The sequence below is a fragment of the Streptomyces sp. NPDC050433 genome, from assembly GCF_044458565.1.
Lineage (GTDB): Bacteria > Actinomycetota > Actinomycetes > Streptomycetales > Streptomycetaceae > Streptomyces.
Genome location: NZ_JBITIB010000048.1, coordinates 1 through 18,612 on the forward strand (window position 1 = coordinate 1; position 18,612 = coordinate 18,612).

20 protein-coding genes and 1 tRNA gene are annotated in these 18,612 nt (G+C 68.5%); 15 read left to right on the forward strand and 6 right to left on the reverse strand.

What is annotated here, in order from left to right; genetic code table 11:
- Positions 1–330: 330 nt before the first annotated feature.
- Positions 331–759 carry a peptidase inhibitor family I36 protein gene (locus ACIBLA_RS35705; protein WP_399200963.1) on the reverse strand — a complete coding sequence of 143 codons (429 nt, stop codon included), beginning with the start codon at positions 757–759 and terminating at the stop codon, positions 331–333.
- Positions 760–1,794: 1,035 nt separating this feature from the next.
- On the opposite strand from ACIBLA_RS35705, the gene ACIBLA_RS35710 reads away from it, so the two are divergent.
- Entirely contained in the window at positions 1,795–2,775 is a 981-nt protein-coding gene (locus tag ACIBLA_RS35710) for an ArsR/SmtB family transcription factor (RefSeq protein WP_399200964.1), read from the forward strand.
- Here ACIBLA_RS35710 and ACIBLA_RS35715 read toward each other — a convergent pair.
- A complete protein-coding gene (locus ACIBLA_RS35715) occupies positions 2,772–3,947 on the reverse strand; it encodes a hypothetical protein (RefSeq protein ID WP_399200965.1) in 1,176 nt (391 codons plus the stop codon). The genes ACIBLA_RS35710 and ACIBLA_RS35715 overlap by 4 nt on opposite strands.
- A 681-nt stretch (positions 3,948–4,628) precedes the next feature.
- Positions 4,629–4,820 (reverse strand): tyrosine-type recombinase/integrase, encoded by a 192-nt coding sequence (locus tag ACIBLA_RS35720; RefSeq protein ID WP_399200966.1) that lies wholly within the window; start codon positions 4,818–4,820, stop codon positions 4,629–4,631.
- Between the two features lie 111 nt (positions 4,821–4,931).
- On the opposite strand from ACIBLA_RS35720, the gene ACIBLA_RS35725 reads away from it, so the two are divergent.
- The 9 genes from ACIBLA_RS35725 (at position 4,932) to ACIBLA_RS35765 (ending at position 10,371) form a co-directional block, all read left to right on the forward strand.
- A complete protein-coding gene (locus tag ACIBLA_RS35725; protein WP_399200967.1) occupies positions 4,932–5,501 on the forward strand; it encodes a phage antirepressor KilAC domain-containing protein in 570 nt (189 codons plus the stop codon).
- A gap of 115 nt (positions 5,502–5,616) precedes the next feature.
- The gene (locus ACIBLA_RS35730) at positions 5,617–5,826 is read left to right on the forward strand and encodes a hypothetical protein (RefSeq protein ID WP_399200968.1); all 210 of its coding nucleotides are present in this window, start codon (positions 5,617–5,619) and stop codon (positions 5,824–5,826) included.
- A gap of 117 nt (positions 5,827–5,943) precedes the next feature.
- Positions 5,944–6,486 (forward strand): pentapeptide repeat-containing protein, encoded by a 543-nt coding sequence (locus ACIBLA_RS35735; RefSeq protein WP_399200969.1) that lies wholly within the window; start codon positions 5,944–5,946, stop codon positions 6,484–6,486.
- A gap of 502 nt (positions 6,487–6,988) precedes the next feature.
- Complete coding sequence (locus tag ACIBLA_RS35740) at positions 6,989–7,189, forward strand: hypothetical protein (RefSeq protein WP_399200970.1); 201 nt, start codon at positions 6,989–6,991, stop codon at positions 7,187–7,189.
- A 2-nt stretch (positions 7,190–7,191) separates the two neighbouring features.
- Entirely contained in the window at positions 7,192–7,728 is a 537-nt protein-coding gene (locus ACIBLA_RS35745) for a DUF6879 family protein (RefSeq protein WP_399200971.1), read from the forward strand.
- The gene (locus tag ACIBLA_RS35750; protein ID WP_399200972.1) at positions 7,725–8,564 is read left to right on the forward strand and encodes a helix-turn-helix domain-containing protein; all 840 of its coding nucleotides are present in this window, start codon (positions 7,725–7,727) and stop codon (positions 8,562–8,564) included. The genes ACIBLA_RS35745 and ACIBLA_RS35750 overlap by 4 nt, the downstream gene beginning before the upstream one ends.
- Positions 8,565–9,031: 467 nt before the next feature.
- On the forward strand, positions 9,032–9,271 hold the full coding sequence (locus tag ACIBLA_RS35755; RefSeq protein WP_399200973.1) for a hypothetical protein: 240 nt from the start codon (positions 9,032–9,034) through the stop codon (positions 9,269–9,271).
- Positions 9,268–9,444, forward strand: a complete 177-nt coding sequence (locus ACIBLA_RS35760; RefSeq protein ID WP_399200974.1) for a hypothetical protein — start codon at positions 9,268–9,270, stop codon at positions 9,442–9,444. The genes ACIBLA_RS35755 and ACIBLA_RS35760 overlap by 4 nt, the downstream gene beginning before the upstream one ends.
- A 462-nt stretch (positions 9,445–9,906) precedes the next feature.
- Entirely contained in the window at positions 9,907–10,371 is a 465-nt protein-coding gene (locus ACIBLA_RS35765) for a hypothetical protein (protein ID WP_399200975.1), read from the forward strand.
- A gap of 663 nt (positions 10,372–11,034) precedes the next feature.
- On the opposite strand, the gene ACIBLA_RS35770 is transcribed toward ACIBLA_RS35765, so the two are convergent.
- Positions 11,035–11,109 (reverse strand) — tRNA-Val (locus ACIBLA_RS35770).
- A 202-nt stretch (positions 11,110–11,311) separates the two neighbouring features.
- Here ACIBLA_RS35770 and ACIBLA_RS35775 point away from each other — a divergent pair.
- The 5 genes from ACIBLA_RS35775 (at position 11,312) to ACIBLA_RS35795 (ending at position 15,235) form a co-directional block, all read left to right on the forward strand.
- On the forward strand, positions 11,312–12,115 hold the full coding sequence (locus tag ACIBLA_RS35775; protein ID WP_399200976.1) for a DUF4097 family beta strand repeat-containing protein: 804 nt from the start codon (positions 11,312–11,314) through the stop codon (positions 12,113–12,115).
- A 72-nt stretch (positions 12,116–12,187) separates the two neighbouring features.
- On the forward strand, positions 12,188–13,552 hold the full coding sequence (locus ACIBLA_RS35780) for a hypothetical protein (RefSeq protein WP_399200977.1): 1,365 nt from the start codon (positions 12,188–12,190) through the stop codon (positions 13,550–13,552).
- Positions 13,553–13,653: 101 nt separating this feature from the next.
- Positions 13,654–14,298, forward strand: a complete 645-nt coding sequence (locus ACIBLA_RS35785) for a DUF4383 domain-containing protein (protein WP_399200978.1) — start codon at positions 13,654–13,656, stop codon at positions 14,296–14,298.
- A gap of 9 nt (positions 14,299–14,307) precedes the next feature.
- Positions 14,308–14,550 (forward strand): zinc ribbon domain-containing protein, encoded by a 243-nt coding sequence (locus tag ACIBLA_RS35790; RefSeq protein ID WP_399200979.1) that lies wholly within the window; start codon positions 14,308–14,310, stop codon positions 14,548–14,550.
- Positions 14,551–14,608: 58 nt separating this feature from the next.
- Positions 14,609–15,235: a DedA family protein gene (locus ACIBLA_RS35795; RefSeq protein ID WP_399200980.1), complete on the forward strand. Its 627-nt coding sequence runs from the start codon at positions 14,609–14,611 to the stop codon at positions 15,233–15,235.
- Here the strand turns inward: ACIBLA_RS35795 and ACIBLA_RS35800 are convergent.
- Complete coding sequence (locus ACIBLA_RS35800) at positions 15,204–16,037, reverse strand: HAD family hydrolase (RefSeq protein ID WP_399200981.1); 834 nt, start codon at positions 16,035–16,037, stop codon at positions 15,204–15,206. The two genes, ACIBLA_RS35795 and ACIBLA_RS35800, sit on opposite strands and share 32 nt — an antisense overlap.
- Positions 16,034–18,610, reverse strand: a complete 2,577-nt coding sequence (locus ACIBLA_RS35805) for a phosphoribosyltransferase (protein ID WP_399200982.1) — start codon at positions 18,608–18,610, stop codon at positions 16,034–16,036. The genes ACIBLA_RS35800 and ACIBLA_RS35805 overlap by 4 nt, the downstream gene beginning before the upstream one ends.
- Positions 18,611–18,612: the final 2 nt, after the last annotated feature.

Here is an 18,612-nt window from a genome sequence, read left to right on the forward strand (position 1 = left end):
GAACCCCAAGCCGTTCACATGGACCAAGAGCGCCGACGAAATCCTCAACTCGTTAGCGAAATATATCGCCAGGATTTCAGGCGCAGGACACTAGGTGTATTGATCACGAGCGTTGTTAACACTTGGTGGTCGGGTACTCAAAGGCGAAGACCTCCGGTATGGTGGAGCTGTCTATGACTGCACCACACAGGAGGCCTTCGTTTCCCACCGTAACGCCCGGTTGACCGTTCATGGCAGGCGGTTGCTGGTCGACGCTGCGGATCAAGACACCCAGACCGGGGCCAGTCCGGTCTCCTCGTCCAGGCACCCCTCGCTGATCCGGCCCTGGTATCAGTCGTCGAAAATGATGCAGCTGGCCTTGTTGTTGAAGTTGAAGGTGCCGTTGTTGAGCTGCCCCAGGTCGCGGGCATAAGCCCCAGGTGCGAATTCGACGTAGTCGCCGCTGCACCCCCCACCGCTGTCGTTGCCAAACTGATAAAGCCTCGCCCACCGGTCAGTGTTGTTGTGCGCCGACGAGGCCAAGTTGTCGACGGATTCGCCGCTCGTGCCATCCCACTCGTCGTTGTAGAAGTAGAAGTCATCCGTGTTGTAGGACTTGAATCTGCCTGTGTAATTGGGCCATTCGTAGATCCAGAACCGGCCCTCCACGGCGATCGGCCGGAGGCTGGTCGGCTCACCCGCCGATGCCTGCGGGGCAAGTCCGAGCACACCGACTGTTCCCAGGGTAGCCAGGGCGGCGGCAATCTTACGTCGCTTCACTTCGGTCCTTTCTGATCGAATACCTTACGCCATGCCTTTATTTGCGACTCACTGTGATGTCCTTGACTATCAGTAAGGACTCCCCTCGTCGGCATGCACTGAAAGGGCTGTTTCCGGCCCGATGCTCCTCGCCGCAGTGGCTCCGCATCGCCCACCTGGCGCCGGCGGGTCGATTACGCCCGCCCGGTCTCCCAACTGCCGCACTTCCAGTACGTTCCTTCAGAGCGATCGCCGATGCATGCTCTGACTCGGACAAGGGTTCCTTCCGGGACGTTGTAGCTCTTCCTGTTGGCGGAGCCGCCTTCCCTATCCGTCCAGACGACCACTTCCGGCGCGGCGTCGCCCCTTACGTCGCCGAGGACCACACCGTTTCGGTTGTCCATGGCGCACACCTTGCGGGCGGAGAAGATATCGCCGTCGTGAAGGAATTGCCCCTCCGTCCCTATGACACAGTGCCTGTAGTCCGCCCCCGACTCCGAGGTATCGCTGCTGGTACCCGCCAAAGCGGGGGATGTCAGCAGACCGAGTCCGAGAAGGCAGGCCGATCCCACGGTGAGGATGCGGGCTGACCAACGACTGTTCACTGAACATCTCCTTCTCGTGATGATTCCGCAACTTCAAAGCGATTCCTCGAAGCTGTCCGCGCTTGCTTGCCTGCTTTTATAGGCATGGGCATGTTTTGCAGAACATTCAGGAACAGGCGGTCAGACGGAAACGTGCCTGACCGTCCAGGTCTTGGTGCGACTTCGCACCGACCCGTGGGTCGGGGTCGGTGGAACCCTCGCTTTCCGTTCAGCTCACCTGCACCAGCCCCGGCCGCCGGTATGGCGGCGAGTACGAGCAGCAGGGTGGAAGTGCCGGACGGCACGCGTGGGGTGGTGGCGTACGACGAAGTCCTTTGCCCTCGGCGGTTGGTGTCCACCTTCACGGGCCCAGCCCGCCGTGCCAAGCCTTTCGAAGAGCTTCAAAACCCCTCTAGCTGACGCCAAGAGATGGCAAAGTGAGAGGACTTCCGTCCTGGCCGAGGGGGCAACGGTGGGGCTGCGCGTGCACTTCACGAACGAGGACTTACGACGGGTCACCATGGCCCGCACACCACAGGTGTTCCAGGAGGTCGTGCTGAGCCTGACGCTGCTTCAGCAGCGTCCCGTGGGCACTGTGTTCGACAGTTGGCACCGGTGGGCACGCAAAAGGCTCCCCCGTTCGGCACGGAGAGTCGCAGTGCTCGTGTCGGCCGAGAAAGGGAGCCCCGACTTCCTGACCCCGGCTGGTGCTGACGACTTCGAGGCCGGCTTGGAGCAGATGATGGGGACGCCTCGCGTCCAGCTCAGGGCCGAGGTCGAGCAATACGCCGTCACGTCGGCACCGGTTTCATGGACCCGCTCCCTGGCCAGAGGCGCCGTCGACACGTTGGACGACTTGGGCGTCGCGCTGCGCGAGTATCACGACACTGTGATACTCCCGGTTCGGCCGCATCTCCGCCGGCAGTTCGACACGGCGATCGCACACGGCATGCGCTCGTTGGCAGACGGCGGACTTGACAGCTTGCTCAACGGTCTTCATCCCGCCGTGCAGTGGCGGGCACCAGTGCTGGAGTTCGTGGGTGACTGCCAGGACATGGACGTGCACCTCGGCGGGCGGGGGGTGCATCTCTTGCCAACGTTCTTCGGCCGTCAGGTCATGGTCAGTGACGACCCAGCCGCCCCCTATACGATCATCTACCCCATTGACCATCACACGGCGTGGCATCCGGCGGCATCCGCTACCGTAGCGGGGACCGGCCAGGCGCTCGCCGCGTTGCTCGGCGAAACCCGCGCCACCGTGCTGCGCTGCATCGAACTGTCCGGCGGCGCCACCACCACAGATCTCGCACGCCGTACCGGCGTCTCACCTGGAACGGTCAGCCACCACACTGCCGTGCTGCGCGAGGCGGGCCTCATCACCACCCGCCGGACCGGCACCAGCGTCCTGCATGCGGTGACGCCACTGGGAGTGACGCTCCTTCAGGGGGTCTAGGGTGTCCGCGCAACGTCCCGTACGGCGACCGACCAGTCCGGGTTGTACGTGCCCGGCACCGGCTGGCGCGGCCAGTCCCGCGCCCAGTGCGGAGGGTCCGCGCGCCGCAGGATCACCGCCGTGGCGGGAGCCGGGTCGCCCATGGCGGCCGAGGCGCAGCCCGCCGTGTACGCGACCGGGATGGCAGAGCTGTTCCCCTTGATCAGGCACGGCGGCCGTACCCCGTTTTCGCGCAGTACGGCGCTGATCCGCTGCCAGTCGCCGCGCGCCCGTTCCTGGACGCCCACGTGGGTCCGTAGCTGCGTGATCTGTACGGCGGTGTGCCCCAGCAGCACGACTGCGAGCGCGAGCGCGACCGTGCGCGAGGCGCGCGCCCGGTCGGCGACGGCGAGCAGACCGACGGCGGCGGGCAGCACCAGCAGGGCGTAGCCGGGCAGGAGGAAACGGGGCGCGGCGTAGGGGACGAGGAACAGGTACGGCAGCGAGGCGGCCACCGCGACGGCGACCGCGAGCCACAGCGGCACGGTCGCGCGCCCGGCGCGACGCGCGGCCCGCAGTCCGAGCACGACCAGCAGCGGAAGCAGCAGCCACCACGCGGCCACGCCCGGGGCGACGGTGTCACCCGTGCAGGGCCGGCAGAGCAACGGGCCGTCCAGGGCGGTGAGATGGGCCGTGAGCGACTGGACGGGCCGTATGCCGCCCTGGGTGTCACTCGCCTCGGAGAGCCGCCGCGACACACCACCGAACCGCAGCCACGCCTCCACGACCCACGGCAACGCCCCCGCCGCGACGCCCACCACCACGCTCACCATCCGCCCCCGGACGCGCCACGCGGGGACCAGCAGCGCGGCGACGAACAGCGGGATCGCCACGGCGGCACCGTCGTTGGGCCGCATCAGCGTGACGAGGGCCAGCCCGGCGACGATCCCGGCATACGCGCCCCGCCGGGGATCGCGCCGCAGAAAACAGCCGGTGGCGGCGACCGCGCCCATCGCCGTGTAGTGGTTGGGCATGGCGGAGTTGGCGTAGAAGAGCGCGAACCACAGACTCCCGTACAGCCCCGCGGCCACCCACACCCCCGCAGGCCGCCGCAGCACCTCCAGCCACGGCCGAAACCCCAGAAACAGTGCGCCGCCCGCGAGCGAGACCATCCAGGCCCGCAGAAGCACCACCGAATCGCTCCACGAGGCAACGGGCACGAGCAACAGGGGCACTCCGCGCGTACGGGGCGCACTGAACGGCACACCGGGCCCGTACGCCCCGAACCTGCTGGCGTAAACGATCTCGTCCCACCCCAACGGCAACCCGAACGGCACGAGCCCCCCGGCGACAACGACAAACCCCCCACACACCCCGACCAGCCCCCACCACCCCCGCCCGACGCGCGGAACCGTACGGCTGACGGCCGGCAGGACATCGGTCCGCACGCGTGGCACTCCCCCGTATCGCCCAACGACGCCCAGCGCCGCGCCTGTCCCGCCGCACACCGGGGCCGGTGGTCAACCACCCCTGCGAATCACTCCGCACAACACGGCACTTCAGCCCAACTCAACGCATTCCCCCACCATCCTGCCACCGCCCGACCGCCCGCAGCGGCGGTCCACACGCGGGACACGACGAGGGCCTCCGACCGTGAACGGTCGGAGGCCCTCGTCGTGGTGGTGGGCGCGGACGGTTTCGAACCGCCGACATCTGCTTTGTAAGATCCCGTAAACCCCACCCCGGTAACTCCGAGGACTCCCGAGAGCTTCCGAGAACTCCCCTGACCTGCGAAAACGAGAACTTCCGAGAAGCTACTAGATCATTCGAGGGGGGATTGTGGCATCCATGTGGCATCGATGCGGCATCCACCCTCACGACACAGCCCGTAGGTGCTGCCCCGTGACCAGCGCCACCCGCACTTCCTCCACCAACTCAGCCCCGGCGTGCTGGTACAGCCACGTCACCCTGCCACCCCGCTCGTGGCCCATGATGACCTGAGTCTCCTTCTCCGGGACCCCCGCATCCTTCAGACGGGTGGCGAAGGTGTGCCGGAGGTCATGCACCCGCGGCCAGATCTCCTTACGGCCGGTCTCCGGGTTCTTCACCTCGCGTGCCAGGCCAGCCGCCTCAAGCGAAAGTCCTGGTCACAGGGCAAGACGTGCGTTACTCACGTCATGCTTCCCGGTCAGGACCGCGCCTACCGGCAGTTCCTCGTCCATGAGCAGATCGTGCCGATGTGGCTGGCGAACATCACCTCGAGCCGCATCGCCGACCCGACTGCCCGGCAGAACATCGAGCTTGCGCAGGTCGAGTTTTCGGATGCCCTGTACGAGTACGTCTCCAAGCGGAGCATCATCCGACGGGAGCCCTCGAAGCTCGAATTGGCCCGCGATCTGGTCGCGGCCCTGGAGGCGAAGGAAGCGCTCCAGGCCACGAACATGATCCTCGCGCCGAAGGCGGGCAAGTGGGATCGCTTCATGAACGCCGACGGGCTGATTGGCATGACCGCGATCGCGGACATGCTCGACGTCCCGGTAAAGGACCTGACGAAATGGCTGGTCGAGGTCGGGGTCTTTCACAAGCAGAGGTCGAAATTCGGCTCGAACCAGAACATGCCGCGGCGGATGTATCAGTCGTCGGGGTTCTTCACGGTGAAGGTCGAGACGAACGGCAAGGTGGCGTACGCCAGGCTCGATGGTGGCGAGTTCATCATCGATGAGTGGGACAAGCGGGCCGCCGCCTGATCTCCGCACGACACCGTGCCCCCTGTCTGGCCTTCGGGCCGGGCGGGGGCGCCTACGTGCGTTCAGGCTCGAAATCGCTGTGGTGAAGCGGGTGTTCGGGGTCGAGAATTTCGGTATGTCTACCGCGCCTGCCCGCCGTCCGCGGTTACGCCGCACCACCCGTCTTGCTGCCCGAACCGCGCTCGGACCAGGGTCGCGCTCCGCCCGCCCGCCGGAGACCGCACCAGCTCTCCAGGAACGCTCGGGTGGGCTGGACTGGGCGCGGCGGATCGAGCTGGGCACCGTCGTGGTCGCCGCTGTCGTGGCGGTCGCCGGCCTCTGGTAATCCAACGTCCAGACGCAGCAGGCGAACCAGCAGGCGCAGGACGACCGGGCGCTGGCCAAGGAGGGGCAGATCACTGACCGGTACACCGCGGCGGTTGGGAATCTTGGTGAGGACAAGGTGGAGGTGCGTCTCGGCGGCATCTACGCCCTGGAGCGGATCATGCAGGACTCCCACCGCGACCACCCAACGATCGCCAATGTCCTCGCCACCTATCTCCGTAGCCACGCCGCCACGCCGCCGACGAAGGGCCAGGATGTCTCGGCCGACGTCCACGCCGCCTTTACCGTCCTAGCCACCCGCAACACCACCCACGACGATGATTCCCGCCTGGACCTGCGCTCCGTCCGGCTTCCAGGGGTTGAGCCCATTACTCCAGACTCGGCGCGGACGGACCTGTCCGGCGCGGCGCTGTCCCGCGCGAACCTGTCCAGCGCGGACCTGAGCGACGCGAACCTGACCGACACCGACCTGACCGACACCGACCTGACCGGCACCGACCTACGTGGCGCGAACCTGTCCCGCGCAAATCTGCGTGAAACGAACCTGCGCGATGCGCTGCTGCACGGCGCGGACTTGAGCGGCGCGGTGAATCTGACGAAAAATCAGCTGAACTCGGCCCGTATCGACGGTAAGACGCGGCTGCCTGCCAGGCTTTCGTAGCCCAAACCTCGCAGTCTCACGCGCTCCATCCGTACCGCCACGCATGTACCACCGCGCGCCCTGTCTGGCCTTCGGGCCGGGCAGGGGCGCTTTCGTGCGTCCGGGGTCAAGCGGCGGGGCCCCTCCCCCAGAGTCCGGAACCGCCAGCCTCGCCGAACTGATCAGGACATTCCCACGAGACGACCACGACGGGGTCGGGCCCTCCGCCCAAGTCGACTGCGGAGCCAACTCTCTTGGTCATTCGCCTGTTGCAGTTCGGGCAGTGGCACGGCCGAAGCCTGGCCACTTCGGACTGGCGGTATTCACACCTGGCTTGTGTCATGTTTCGACGGTGACACGGCCCGCGGTGTTTGTCCGGGCAGGTATCCCCCAGTGAGGCAGGGCGCCTTCGCGTTGCCCGCAACCGGCGCACCGGCGACTGACCGCAGCAATCTCGCGCAACCGCCCACCACCAACCCACCCCTGGCAGCATGCTGGTGGCCCGACCAGCGAGGGAGACACCATGAAGCTCAAATTCATCGGCACCACCTCCGAGCACGGCAACTGCCCCACCCTGTACGAGACCGACGCCGGAGACATCGTCGTCCAGGGCGACCGCCTCACAGACCCCGAAGCCATCGCACAGCTCCGCAACGTCGGCGAACACGAGACGTTCGTCGTCATCCCCCGCGACCTGCTGACCCGCTTCGCCCCGAAGGAGTGACCTTGCCCGCCCTGATCCCGTTCGAAGAGATCACCCATCTCTTCGGCGAGTTCGAGCACACCGCGTTCCGCCTGGAGACCCGCCGTGGCTACGCCACAGACCGCGAGGGCGAGAGGTTCCAGGCGTTCATGCGCGGCGTCATGCCCGAAGTCGAGCCTGACCACCCGTGGAACGTCAACGTCCGGGCCAAGGCAGAGCAGGGCGCGCGGTTCTCCCGGGTGCGGATCATCGACACCCCGCCCACGGACGGGCAGCGGTTCCTCATGGCCACCGCGGAAGGAGGTGTTGCGGCCGGCGAGGACATCCGGGTCCTCACCCGGGCAAAGGCCGAACGTCTGCAACTCCCGGACTCTGACCTGTGGCTGTTCGACTCCCGGACCCTGGTCCGGATGCACATCGATGAGTCGGACACGACGATCGGCGTGGAAGTGATCACCGACCCGGGCCGTGTGCTCGCCGCGTGCAAGGCCCGTGACGCGGCTACGGCTGCCGCGCGCCCTTCTGCCGAGGTGTGGGCGCAGGTACGTTCAGCGGTGTGAACAGCGACTTTCAGAGCGCCAGAGCGGCCCTCGGCGCGCGCCTCCGGGAGCTGCGCGCCGAGGCCGGTCTCAACGGCAAGGACCTTGCCGAACGCCTGGGCTGGCAGCGCTCGAAAGTCAGCCGGCTGGAGAACGGGAAGCAGACCGCGACTGCCGAAGACCTCACCGCGTGGGCTAGCGTCACCAACCCCAGGCAGGCTGCGGATCTGGAATCCCGCCGCCGGGGCCTGCTGTCACAGCAACGCAACTGGCGACGTCAACTCGCGGGCGGCCATGCACCGGTCCAGGACCGGTATGTGATCGAGTTCCAGGGCACCGCGACAATGCGCGGCTACGAGGCCACAGTCATCCCGGGCCTGTTCCAGACTCCGGACTACGCACGCCATTTGCTGATCCAGAACGCGGCGCTCATGCGCTCCCCCCGGGACACAGAGGCTGCGGTCGCCGCGCGGATGCGCAGGCAAGAGGTCCTGTACGAGGTGGGCAAGATGTTCCGGGTCCTGGTGTGGGAGGGCGCTCTGCACACGTTGATCTGCCCACGTGACGTTATGGCCGGCCAACTGGACCGCCTGGTGGGGCTGCTCGGGATGAGCACGGTAGAGCTGGGGATCGTCCCGATGGGCGTCCCATTGCCGATCACGCCCAAGCACGGATTCGCCATCTTCGACGAGCAGCGCGTCGTTGTGGAGACGGTGAACACCGAGTTGCAGTACGACACTGCCGAGGATGTGGCGTTGTACGGGCGAGTGTGGGATCAGTTGGACAGCGTGGCGGCATACGGGCCGCGGGCGCATCGGTTGATCGCGCGGGCGCGGGGCGGATTGCTCGGACTGTAGCAACCGGCCTCAACCGGCTTCCCAGGTCGCGCAATCGGGCGCAATCGACGCGACGGCGCGGCCGGGCTGTTCCTACGGTCCCCCTATGGCGACCGCGACCAGCACACCTACCCCCGCTGCTGAGCCTGCCCCCGACATGTATCACCGGGGCGACGGCTGGCCTCCGTCCCGACTGCGGCCCCTGGTTCTGACTCCGTCCGAGGAGGCGTTCGGAGTCTCCGGCCTGGCTGCGCTGGCGCAGGCAGAGCGTGGGGCCGAGCGGTGACCGCGCGAACCGAGGAGCAGGCGCTCGCCGAGCTGCCGCCCGTTGAGGAGCTGACCGACCGGCAGCAGCGCGGTGCGGACTGCGTTCACTGTGGCCACGAGTTAGTCACGGGGCGTGTGACCGATCTGGGTCCGCGCCCACTGCTCGCGCACGGGACCAAGGCCCGCTGGTTTCCCCGTTGCTGTAAGCCAGGGTGCGCGTCGTGACGCGGCTTGGGTGGCAGTACCGCGTTCAGGGCTCGGGGCGTATCGCCCGGCAGCGAGTGACCGTCACCGGGGCGGCCGAGGTCGACGTCATCGACGACGTGACGCCGCGTACGGACCCAATCCAGGTCATCGCCGACCACGAGGCCACCTGTACGACGTGCGCGCTGCGTACGGACGGCGGGTTCTGCCAGGAAGCCGCGCGCCTGGTCCGCGAAGAGAGGGAGACCCGACGATGACGGAGCAACGACTACCGGGCATGCCTGCGGAGCGGGTGCACATCCCGAGTCTGTGCTGGGTCCCCCGGCCGGGCACGGCGCAGCGCTGCACCGAGCACGCCGGACACGACGGGCAGCACTTCGACTGCTACACGCGCGACGAGTGGCCGCACTGCGCGGGCGAGGCGCAGTGAACGAACGGCCCGGTTGCCTGCGGACGCTGGTCATACCGTCCTGCTTCGGGTTCCTCGCCCTGATCGCCGTGCTCCTCGGCGGGTGCGCGCTGTACGACCTGTCCTGACTCCCTCGCCTGCTGTCGCTGGGGAGTTCCAGCGGGCGAGGGGCTACACAGCTCCGACCGGTGCCTGTCCGGGCCGAGAGAAGTACCCAAGACCCCCGTCACAGCCGTGACTCCGACCAAGAAACCCCGGCCGAGACGGGTCATGCACCACCCATCGAGAGAAGGGCACGGCACATGAACGGAACGGTACAGCGCTGGGCGATCGTCCGGGGCGGCGAGGACAACACCGACATCGAAGACGGCGACGGCTCCAACCCGAGCAGTGGCTGCGGCGACAACGGCGGTAAGTAACATCCGAAGGCGGCCCGCCCTGGGAGACTGGGGCGGGCCGTCCGTCACGAGGGGAACTGAGACCATGGCACGAATTGAGCCGGGGGTCGGCAGAGTCACCGTGCTGCCGCTGCTGCACACGTGGCCAGACCGGTACGGCGTCCTCACCTACACCACGAGCGGCGCGTTCGGAGACACCGCGATCGTCGGTTACATCCCGATCGTTGAGATCCCCGACATGCCGCTGATGGTGATCGCTGCACAACACCAGCCGACACGGCTGTACGGCTCCGCCGGCGGCGCCAGGTTCGCCGAGGCTTGCTGGCTGATGTGCGTAGGCTGGTCCGGCCGTCTCATCCGGAAGCCCGGCACCCTCGAACTGCCTGACGCGGCATGGTCGCTGGAGGTCGACGGCACCACCGAGCTGGGCAAGACGATGTACGGGCACGACCGACTGCACGTTGGCCGCTTCACCCTGGACGACCCCGAGCTGATGGCGCATGCCCGCGCCGTGCTGCCCACACGGCACAGGGCCATGGCGAACGCCTGACACAAGCCGCCCCGGCCGGTGTCCCCGTCACCGGCCGGGGCTCTACTCCTCGCGCACCAGGTCGCTCAGGGGGATGTGGGCTCAAATGGCGCGGCGCTGGGTGAGCACCCAGTCGGGCGGCGGCGGTTCGGAGGACACCCGCTCACGCTGGCTCCCACAAGATCACGTGTCTGTATCAGGAACTGACCAATTCTCTGACTGCGTTATCCCACTGGGAAACGCGTGATCAATGCACGCATGCCGAGCTGCCGCACGCACAGACTGCGGCATCGAAGCGGCCACCCGGCGTACGCGTCTCCGTCGGATCTGGCCGTTAGGCGCCATGACTTGGTCAAGGCGCCCCGCCTCGTGCCCAAGTCGGGTGCGAGGCGGTTTACTTTGAGCACGAGAAAGCCCCGCCGACAGACCTCCCCGTCCGGACACCCACAGGATGCTGGGAGGCGCGTCTCAGACGCGCGCGGGGAGACACGCCTGCCCCTTCCATGAGCAGCACTCTACGTGCGCCACACCGCTCACCCACTCCTCCGAACGGGTGAGTTGAACGATGTTCGGCGAAACACGATTCTGGGGGGATGTGGCATCCATGTGGCATCGATCATGGAAACGGCCCTCCAGTCGAACACGACCGGAGGGCCGAGTGGTCCCCTCACCTGCTACTTACTCTGGTGGGCGCGGACGGTTTCGAACCGCCGACATCTGCTTTGTAAGAGCAGCGCTCTACCCCTGAGCTACGCACCCTTGGATGAGGCAACAGCGTACATGGAGCCCGGCCTCCGTTCGCAAACGCCTTCGCGGGCCGGGACCCCGCCTCCGCTCCGGGCACGCCGGCGGTGGGGGGATACCCCCACCACGGAGACGGTGGCCGTCCGGATCGTTCGTCGGTGACGGGATTCGTACGGTGGGGGCACATCCGCAGCACCATCTTGGGGGACCGATCACCGTGGACACACGCCGTACGCATGACAGCCGACACACCCGCCGTACCCGCCGCGCCCGTACGCTCGTCGCCGCCGGGGGCACCGTGCTCGCCGTGGTTGCCGTCGGTGGGTGCGGGAGCGTCGACGCCGACGCGGCGCCGGTCGAGAAGCGGTCGTTCGCCTTCACCGGGAAGACGCTGACCATCGCGTCGGCGGACTCCTCGATCGACCTGGTCCCGGCGGACGTGAAGGACGTCGAGGTGACGCGTCAGGTCGACGGCTGGGTCGCTTTCGGTTCGGGTCCCGACCCCGTCTGGAAGCTGGAGGAGAGCACCCTCACGCTCAAGGTGAAGTGCAAGGCCCTGGTGAACAACTGCGAGTCCCGGCACCAGGTGAAGGTGCCGCGCGGGGTGGCCGTGAAAGTGCTGAACGACAACGGCAGGGTGCACGCCACCGGCTTCGACACCGATCTGAACCTCCGGTCCAACAACGGTTCCGTCGCCGTACGCGACTCCAGCGGCAAGCTCGACCTGTTCAGCGACAACGGCAAGGTGACGACCGAGGATGTCTCGTCCAAGTCGGTGCGCGCCCGGTCGGACAACGGAGCGGTGCGGCTGAGGCTCACCTCCGTACCGGACACGGTGGACACGTTCAGCGACAACGGGTCCGTCACGATCGACCTGCCGGAGTCCGACACCGCCTACGCGGTGACCGCCGAGAGCGACAACGGGAGCGTCGATGTGGACGTGCCCACGGACGGCGCCAGCGGCCATGTGGTGAAGGCCCGGAGCGACAACGGCAAAGTCATAGTCCGAAGCGCGAACTAACCGACCCGTGTGTTCGTCCTTTCCTGGTGGGAGAATGTACCGGGCAGGGCGTAATCGGCACGGGAGAGGGATGTGACGGCGACACACGCGCAGCCGCACGCACGAGCGAGGGCGGGTGGCGTCCGTGATGTCCTCACCCTGATGCTGCTGCCGGTGCCGTTGATCGTCGCGACCCTGCCGGGAGCGTTCGCCGGCGGGGGTACGCGGCGCTGGTTCGGCGGGCGCGGTGAGAACCAGCGCGCCGACGCGCAGGCCGCCAAGGACGCCGCCGCCGCCGCTTTCTACGAGCTGGACACGGCCCAGCGCGACCTGCGCATCTCGATAGAGACGATCACCGCGGTGGACAGCTCGCCGGGCGCGCGGCGGGTTGTGGACGAGTTCGCCGCGCTGGGACAGCGGATCGACGAGGTCAGCAGCGGCTACATCAACGCCGTCGACGCGCACGACCTCGACCGGGACGACCTGGAACCGTCCGCCGCCTCCACGGCCCGTACGGAACTGACCAGGGCCAAGGACGAGCTTGTCCGGGTCAAGGGCGACCTGGACCGCTTCGAGCGCGGTCTGGGTCCGCTGCTCGACAAGGCGGAGACGCAGCTCGCACGGCTGGCGCCCGCCGTGGAGCGGGCACGGCAGACGCTGCTCGCGGCCAGCAACGCCCTGGACGCGGTCCGTGGCTCCGGCCTGCGGGCCGACGATCTCGCGGCGCGGCTCGCGAGGCTCGGCCCGGAGCTGACCAAGCTCAACCAGGGCGCGGGCCGGCACGGCGTCGCCGAGACGATCCAGCGCGCCGACCGGGTACTGCGCGACGCCGAGGCCGTACGGGCCGAGGCCGAGCGGCTGCCCGAGCGCGCCGCCGAGATCGACCGGCGGCTGGTGTCGCTGCGTACGCGCGCACAGGCCCTGACGACGCGCACGGGCACCGTGGAGCCGGTCCTGAGCGAGCTGAGGCGCCGCTTCAGCGCAGCCTGCTGGCAGGACCTCCAGCCCGTGGCCGGCCAGGCGGTGACCTCCGTGCACCAGGCGGAGGAGAAGCTGAAGGAAGCCGCGAAGGCACGTGAGGAACAGCGCTGGCCCGACGCGACGGCTCTGCTCAGCACGGTCCGGGCGCTGCTGAACTCCACCGACGAGGCCGTGTCGGCCGCCGGTGACCGTCTGCAACGGCTCAACGCCGTCTCCAAGGACCCGCAGCAGGAAATCGACCGGACGCGGTTCGCCGTGCGGGACGCCCAGCGGCTGGCGATGGCGGGCCGCAACACGCCCGACCCCCGGCACGCCCGCCCGCTGGACGACGCCGTGGCGCGGCTGGACCGGGCCGTGGCCGGGCTGGAGGGCCGGCATCCGGACTGGTGGCACTTCCTGACGGAGACGGAGGCGGTGCGCAACACGGCGGCCCGTGTCGTCGGTGAGATCCGCGACGAGCGGGGCGCGGGGGCCTGACCGACCCCGCACGGTTGCCCGATTTGTCCCCTCGTCGTGCCGGACGGATCCTTGAAGGACGTACGCAGGCCACAGGCACGCACGGCTGAAGGGGGCCGCAGATGTCCGGTCAAGGGACCCTTTCCCGCCCCGCACGACAGCGACAGGGCCAGGGCCAAGGCCAGCGACGACGGCGGGTCAGGCTCGACGAACATCTGCCGGTCGACCACAGGCTGAGCCGCGTGTACCGCGTCGGTGCGGGACTGATCGGTCTGGTGCTGCTGGTGTTCGGCATACTCGGGCTGACCGACCAGATCGGTGTCTTCGACACCGGCAGCCACACCACCGCCGGTCTGAACACCAACGGCGCGCTGAGCGTCCTTTCCATCTGCGTCGGCGCCCTGCTCTTCGTGGGCATGCTGATCGGCAAGAACTTCGCCTCGACGCTGAACATGGTCCTCGGCCTGCTCTTCCTTATCAGCGGCTTCGTCAATCTCGCGCTGATCGACAGTGGTTTCAACCCCCTCGCCTTCCGCATCCAGAACGTGTTGTTCAGCTTCGTGGTGGGTGTGCTGCTCATGTTCTTCGGCATGTACGGGCGAGTCAGCGGCAGCCTGCCCCACGACAATCCCTACTGGCGGGCCCGCCATCCCACCCAGGTGGAGGACGAGCGGCGCGGCCAGGCCGCCGCCGGGAAGCGCGCGGTCCACGCCCACCGTGCCGTGACCTCCCACCACCGGCAGAGGACACACCGGACGGCCGGATAGCCTGGGCCCATGCCTCGCTACGAGTACCGCTGCCGCCCCTGCGACACCACGTTCGAACTCAGCCGTCCCATGGCGGAGTCGTCGGCGTCGGCCACCTGCCCCGCCGGCCACGAGGACACCGTGAAGCTGCTGTCCACCGTCGCCGTGGCCGGCTCGGCCAAGGGCTCACCGGCCCCCGCGCCGTCAGCCGGCGGAAGCGGTGGCGGAAGCGGTGGCGGAGGCGGCTGCTGCGGCGGGGGCTGCTGCTCCTAGGCCGTGTCCGCCTGATCCGGACGGACTGATCGGGAAAGGCGCGCTCCGGCGTGGAGTCATGATCGGAACCAGTGCCCAGCAATGGGTCGACACCTTGATGGACACGCTCGGAGCACCGGGCGCGGGCATAGCCACTGCCCTGGAGAATCTGTTCCCTCCCCTGCCCAGCGAGGTGATCCTGCCTCTCGCGGGCTTCGCGGTCAGCACGGGCAGGATGAATCTGATTGCCGCCCTGCTGTGGACGACCGCGGGCTCGGTCGTGGGCGCGCTCGCCCTGTACGGGCTGGGGGCGTGGCTCGGCCGGGAGAGAACGATCTCGCTCGTGTCCAAGGTGCCGCTGGTGAAGGCGAGCGACGTGGAGAAGACCGAGGAGTGGTTCAACCGGCATGGCATGAAGGCGGTCTTCTTCGGCCGGATGATCCCCGTCTTCCGCAGTCTGATCTCCGTGCCCGCGGGCATCGAGAGAATGCCGCTGCCCGTCTTCCTCTGTCTGACCACGCTGGGCAGCGCGATCTGGAACACCGCGTTCATCATGGCCGGCTACGCGCTCGGCGAGAACTGGGAGAAGGTGAGTGGCTATGTCTCGACGTATTCGAAGTTCGTGGTGGGCTTCGTGCTGCTCGCGCTCGTCGCCTTCGTTGTGAGGCGGGTGGTCAAGTCCCGTAGGGAGAAGCAGCGCGGCTGAGCCGCCGCAGGATCTCCTCCCCCGCGGCCACCCCGGTCTCGGTCAGTGTCTCCACATGCGGGGCGCTCCAGCCGGTGTCGGCCAACTCGCCGTGACCCGGCCGCCAGCCACGGTCAGCGGCGAGCAGCAGGTCGGCGTCGAGGAGGGAGTCCCCTGCGGCGAGGGTCAGTTCGGCGCCGGTCCGCCGGGCAACCTCACGCACGGCGGCGCTCTTGGTCAGCGGCTGCGGTACGGCGTAGATCTTCCGACCCTGGAGGGACACCGTCCAGCCACGCTCGTCGGCCCACTCGGAGAGTTCCTTCACCCAGCCTCCGGGCAGCAGCGCGCGGTCGACGACGAGATACGCGAACAGATCCTCGGCGATCCGCTCCTTGAGCAGCCAGGCAGGATCGGCCGCGGCGAGAAGATGGTCCCTGACTTCCCTGAGCGGGGCGCAGCTCTCGGCGAGGCGGTCCTTCACCCCGGTGTGCCAGGAAGGGTCGGACTCGCCGTCGACGAGAAGGTGACCACCGTTGGCGCAGATCGCGAACCGGGGGGCGGGGCCCGGCAGATGGATACGGAAGTACTGCTCGCGGGTGCGGGTCGTGGTGGGTACGAAAACCGAGCCGCCGGCGAGATCTCCGAGCAGCCCGGCGGCCGTCTCCGTCATGTACGACAGGGGCCGGCGCTCGTAGACCTCGACGCAGAGCAGACGGGGGGCCTCGGCGTCCGGCATGGTGAGCTGGAGCGCGGCGGCCGAATAGATGAGGGTGCGGTCGAGGTCGCTGGCGACCAGCGCCGGGGAGGAAGTGGTCGCGTTCACGAGGTGGCCACCGCCGTGCCGTCCGCGCCCGTGGCACCACGGGTGTAGCGAGGGTGGATCAACCCGACGCAGGTGTAGGGGAGTCCGTCGACTTCCTCCACGGGTACGCCGCGCTGCTGGGCCAGCAGCCGGACATGGTCGAGGTCGGTTCCCGCGCCGCGCTTGGCGAGGATCTTCCAGGGGACGCGGCGCAGCAGGACACGGGTGGCCTCGCCGACGCCGGGCTTCACGAGGTTCACGTCGTGGATGCCGTACTCCTCGCTGATCCGCTCGACTGCGGCCCAGCCTTCCCAGGTGGGTGCGCGGTCGGCGGAGAGGAGTTCCTTGGCCTCGCTGTCCACGGCGTCCGTGACCTCGTCGAAACGGGCGGCGACGGTGTCCAGGAAGTAGCCGGACACATCGGCGTCGGCGAGTTCGCGGTAGTGCTTCGCTCCGTGGAAGTCGTCGGGGCCGACGAGATCGGCGCGCAGGACGGTACGGGAGATGAGCCCGGAGACAGTGGAGTTGAGGCAGGCGGAAGGGATGAGGAAGTCCTCACGGGTGCCATAGGTCCGTACGCAGCCACCGGGGTCGGCGAGCACCGCGATCTCGGGGTGGAAGTCGTCGAACTCGCGTAGTGCGTCGGCCAGTTCGCGAGTGATGGCGCCCTTGCCGGTCCAGCCGTCGACGAAGACGATGTCGGCAGGGTTGTGGTGGGCCGCGAGCCACCGGACGGCATTGGTGTCGATGCCACGGCCACGCACGATGGAGATGGCGTAGTGCGGCAGATCCAGGCCGTGCCGGTGTTGGGCCCAGCGGCGCATCAGGATGCCCACGGGTGTGCCGGCTCGGGCGAGTGAGACCAGGACGGGCAGGGCCTGTGTGGCTTCCCGCGACGTGGGGTCGGCGTAGCGGCGCGGATGCTCGGCCAGCACGGTCTCGGTGACGGTGCCGACGGCACGGGCGATGCGGGCTGCCGAGGTGTCGAGGGCGGACCGGAAGAGTTCCTGGTATTCGGCACTCGGCTGGTATTCGACGGGCAGTGACTCCGCGTAGTGGGCACCGCCCCTCTGGATCGCCTCTTCGCGCTCCTCCGTCGGGGCTTCCAGTTCCACGTCGGACAGGTCCTGGAGGAGCCAGCCGACATCGTCGGCCGCGTACGAGGAGAAGGCGGGGCCACGGAGAGGGGCGGGCAGCATGGGGGGTTCCTGCCGGTCGGGGACGTGCGAGGAAGCGGGGAGGTACGAGGGGACGACGGCGAGCAGGACACGCGGGACATGAGCGGCGAGCTGGGCGAGCAGGCCGCCCGGAGCGTGCAGTTCCGGGGAGTCCGCCGGGGAGTCGACGACCGCGACGACGGCGTCGAAGCCGCCGCCGGCGACGTTGTAGGCGTACCGGTCGCCGCTGCCGTCGCCGCCGGACGGGAAGGCCGCGGTGTCGTGGGCCGGGAAGACGAGACGGCTGCGTATCGCGTAGCCGGGGTCGTCCACGGCCAGAACGGGCGAGCGGGTCGTGGTCGAGTAGCGGACCTCGATGTCGGTGACGGACCGCTCCAGCTCCAGTGCGAGGCGTAGGGGCGCGTACATCAGCTCCTCGAAGCCGAGGACGAGGACTCGCCGGGCGTCGCCGAGCTGTTGGGCGAGTGCGGCGGCCATACCGGGCGCGGCGGCCTCGAAAAGCGCGCGGTGGGCCGGGGTGAAGCCGTGACGCCCGCCGTCGGGCAGCCCGGCGGGCCAGCCGAGCGGCACGCGCACGATGTCGCCACCCACCGCGTCGGGGACCCCCGGTCCCGGTTCCCGCCCCGGTCCCCGCCCAGGAGCGGCGTCGTACTCCGCGACCAGTGCCTGTCCCTTGGCCAGTACGCCCTCCGGAAGGGCGACCGTGCCCGAGGCCATCGCCACCAGGTCGACGCGGGCGCCGATGTCCAGGGCGAATTCCGCGAGCCGGCCCTGGTCGGCGGCTGAGCGCATGTCGACGAGAGCCACGATCACGTACCACCGGCGCGGGTAGCGGGCATGCAGAGCGCGAATCGTGTTGAGAACCGTGTTCCCGGTGGAGAACTCGTCGTCCACGAGGACGAGCGGCCCGTCGTCCGCCAGCAGCTCCGGATTCTCCGGGAGCAGCAGGTGCGAGGTGGCGTGCGAGTGGGACTCCTCGAAGCCGCCCGCGGAGGCGACACCGGGCACCGGACGGCGGGTGGAGTGCAGGTACGGGGCGCGTGCCGCGCCGTCGGCCACCGAGTGGCCGAGGCCGGTCGCGGTCTCCGCGTAGCCGAGGATCACGGCCCGCTCGACGGCATCGCCCAGCAGGTCCCGTACGCGTTCGCCGAGGGCCACGCCCGCGCCGTGCACGACGGAGGGACGCTGCGGGACGTGTTTACCGAGAACGTTCGAGACGAGGAGGTGGGCGCGCTTGGGGTTACGGCGCAGGGCCAGGCCCAGCAGCTCGCGCAGTTCGTCGCCGCCGACCAGCTCTATGCCGAGCCGTTCGGCGACCCATGACCCCGACCACACCACGTTGCCGTTCTCCTCTGTCGTCTCGCGCGCCCCCGCCGTCTCACGCACCTCTGCCGTCTCGCGCTCGTCTCCGGGCATCC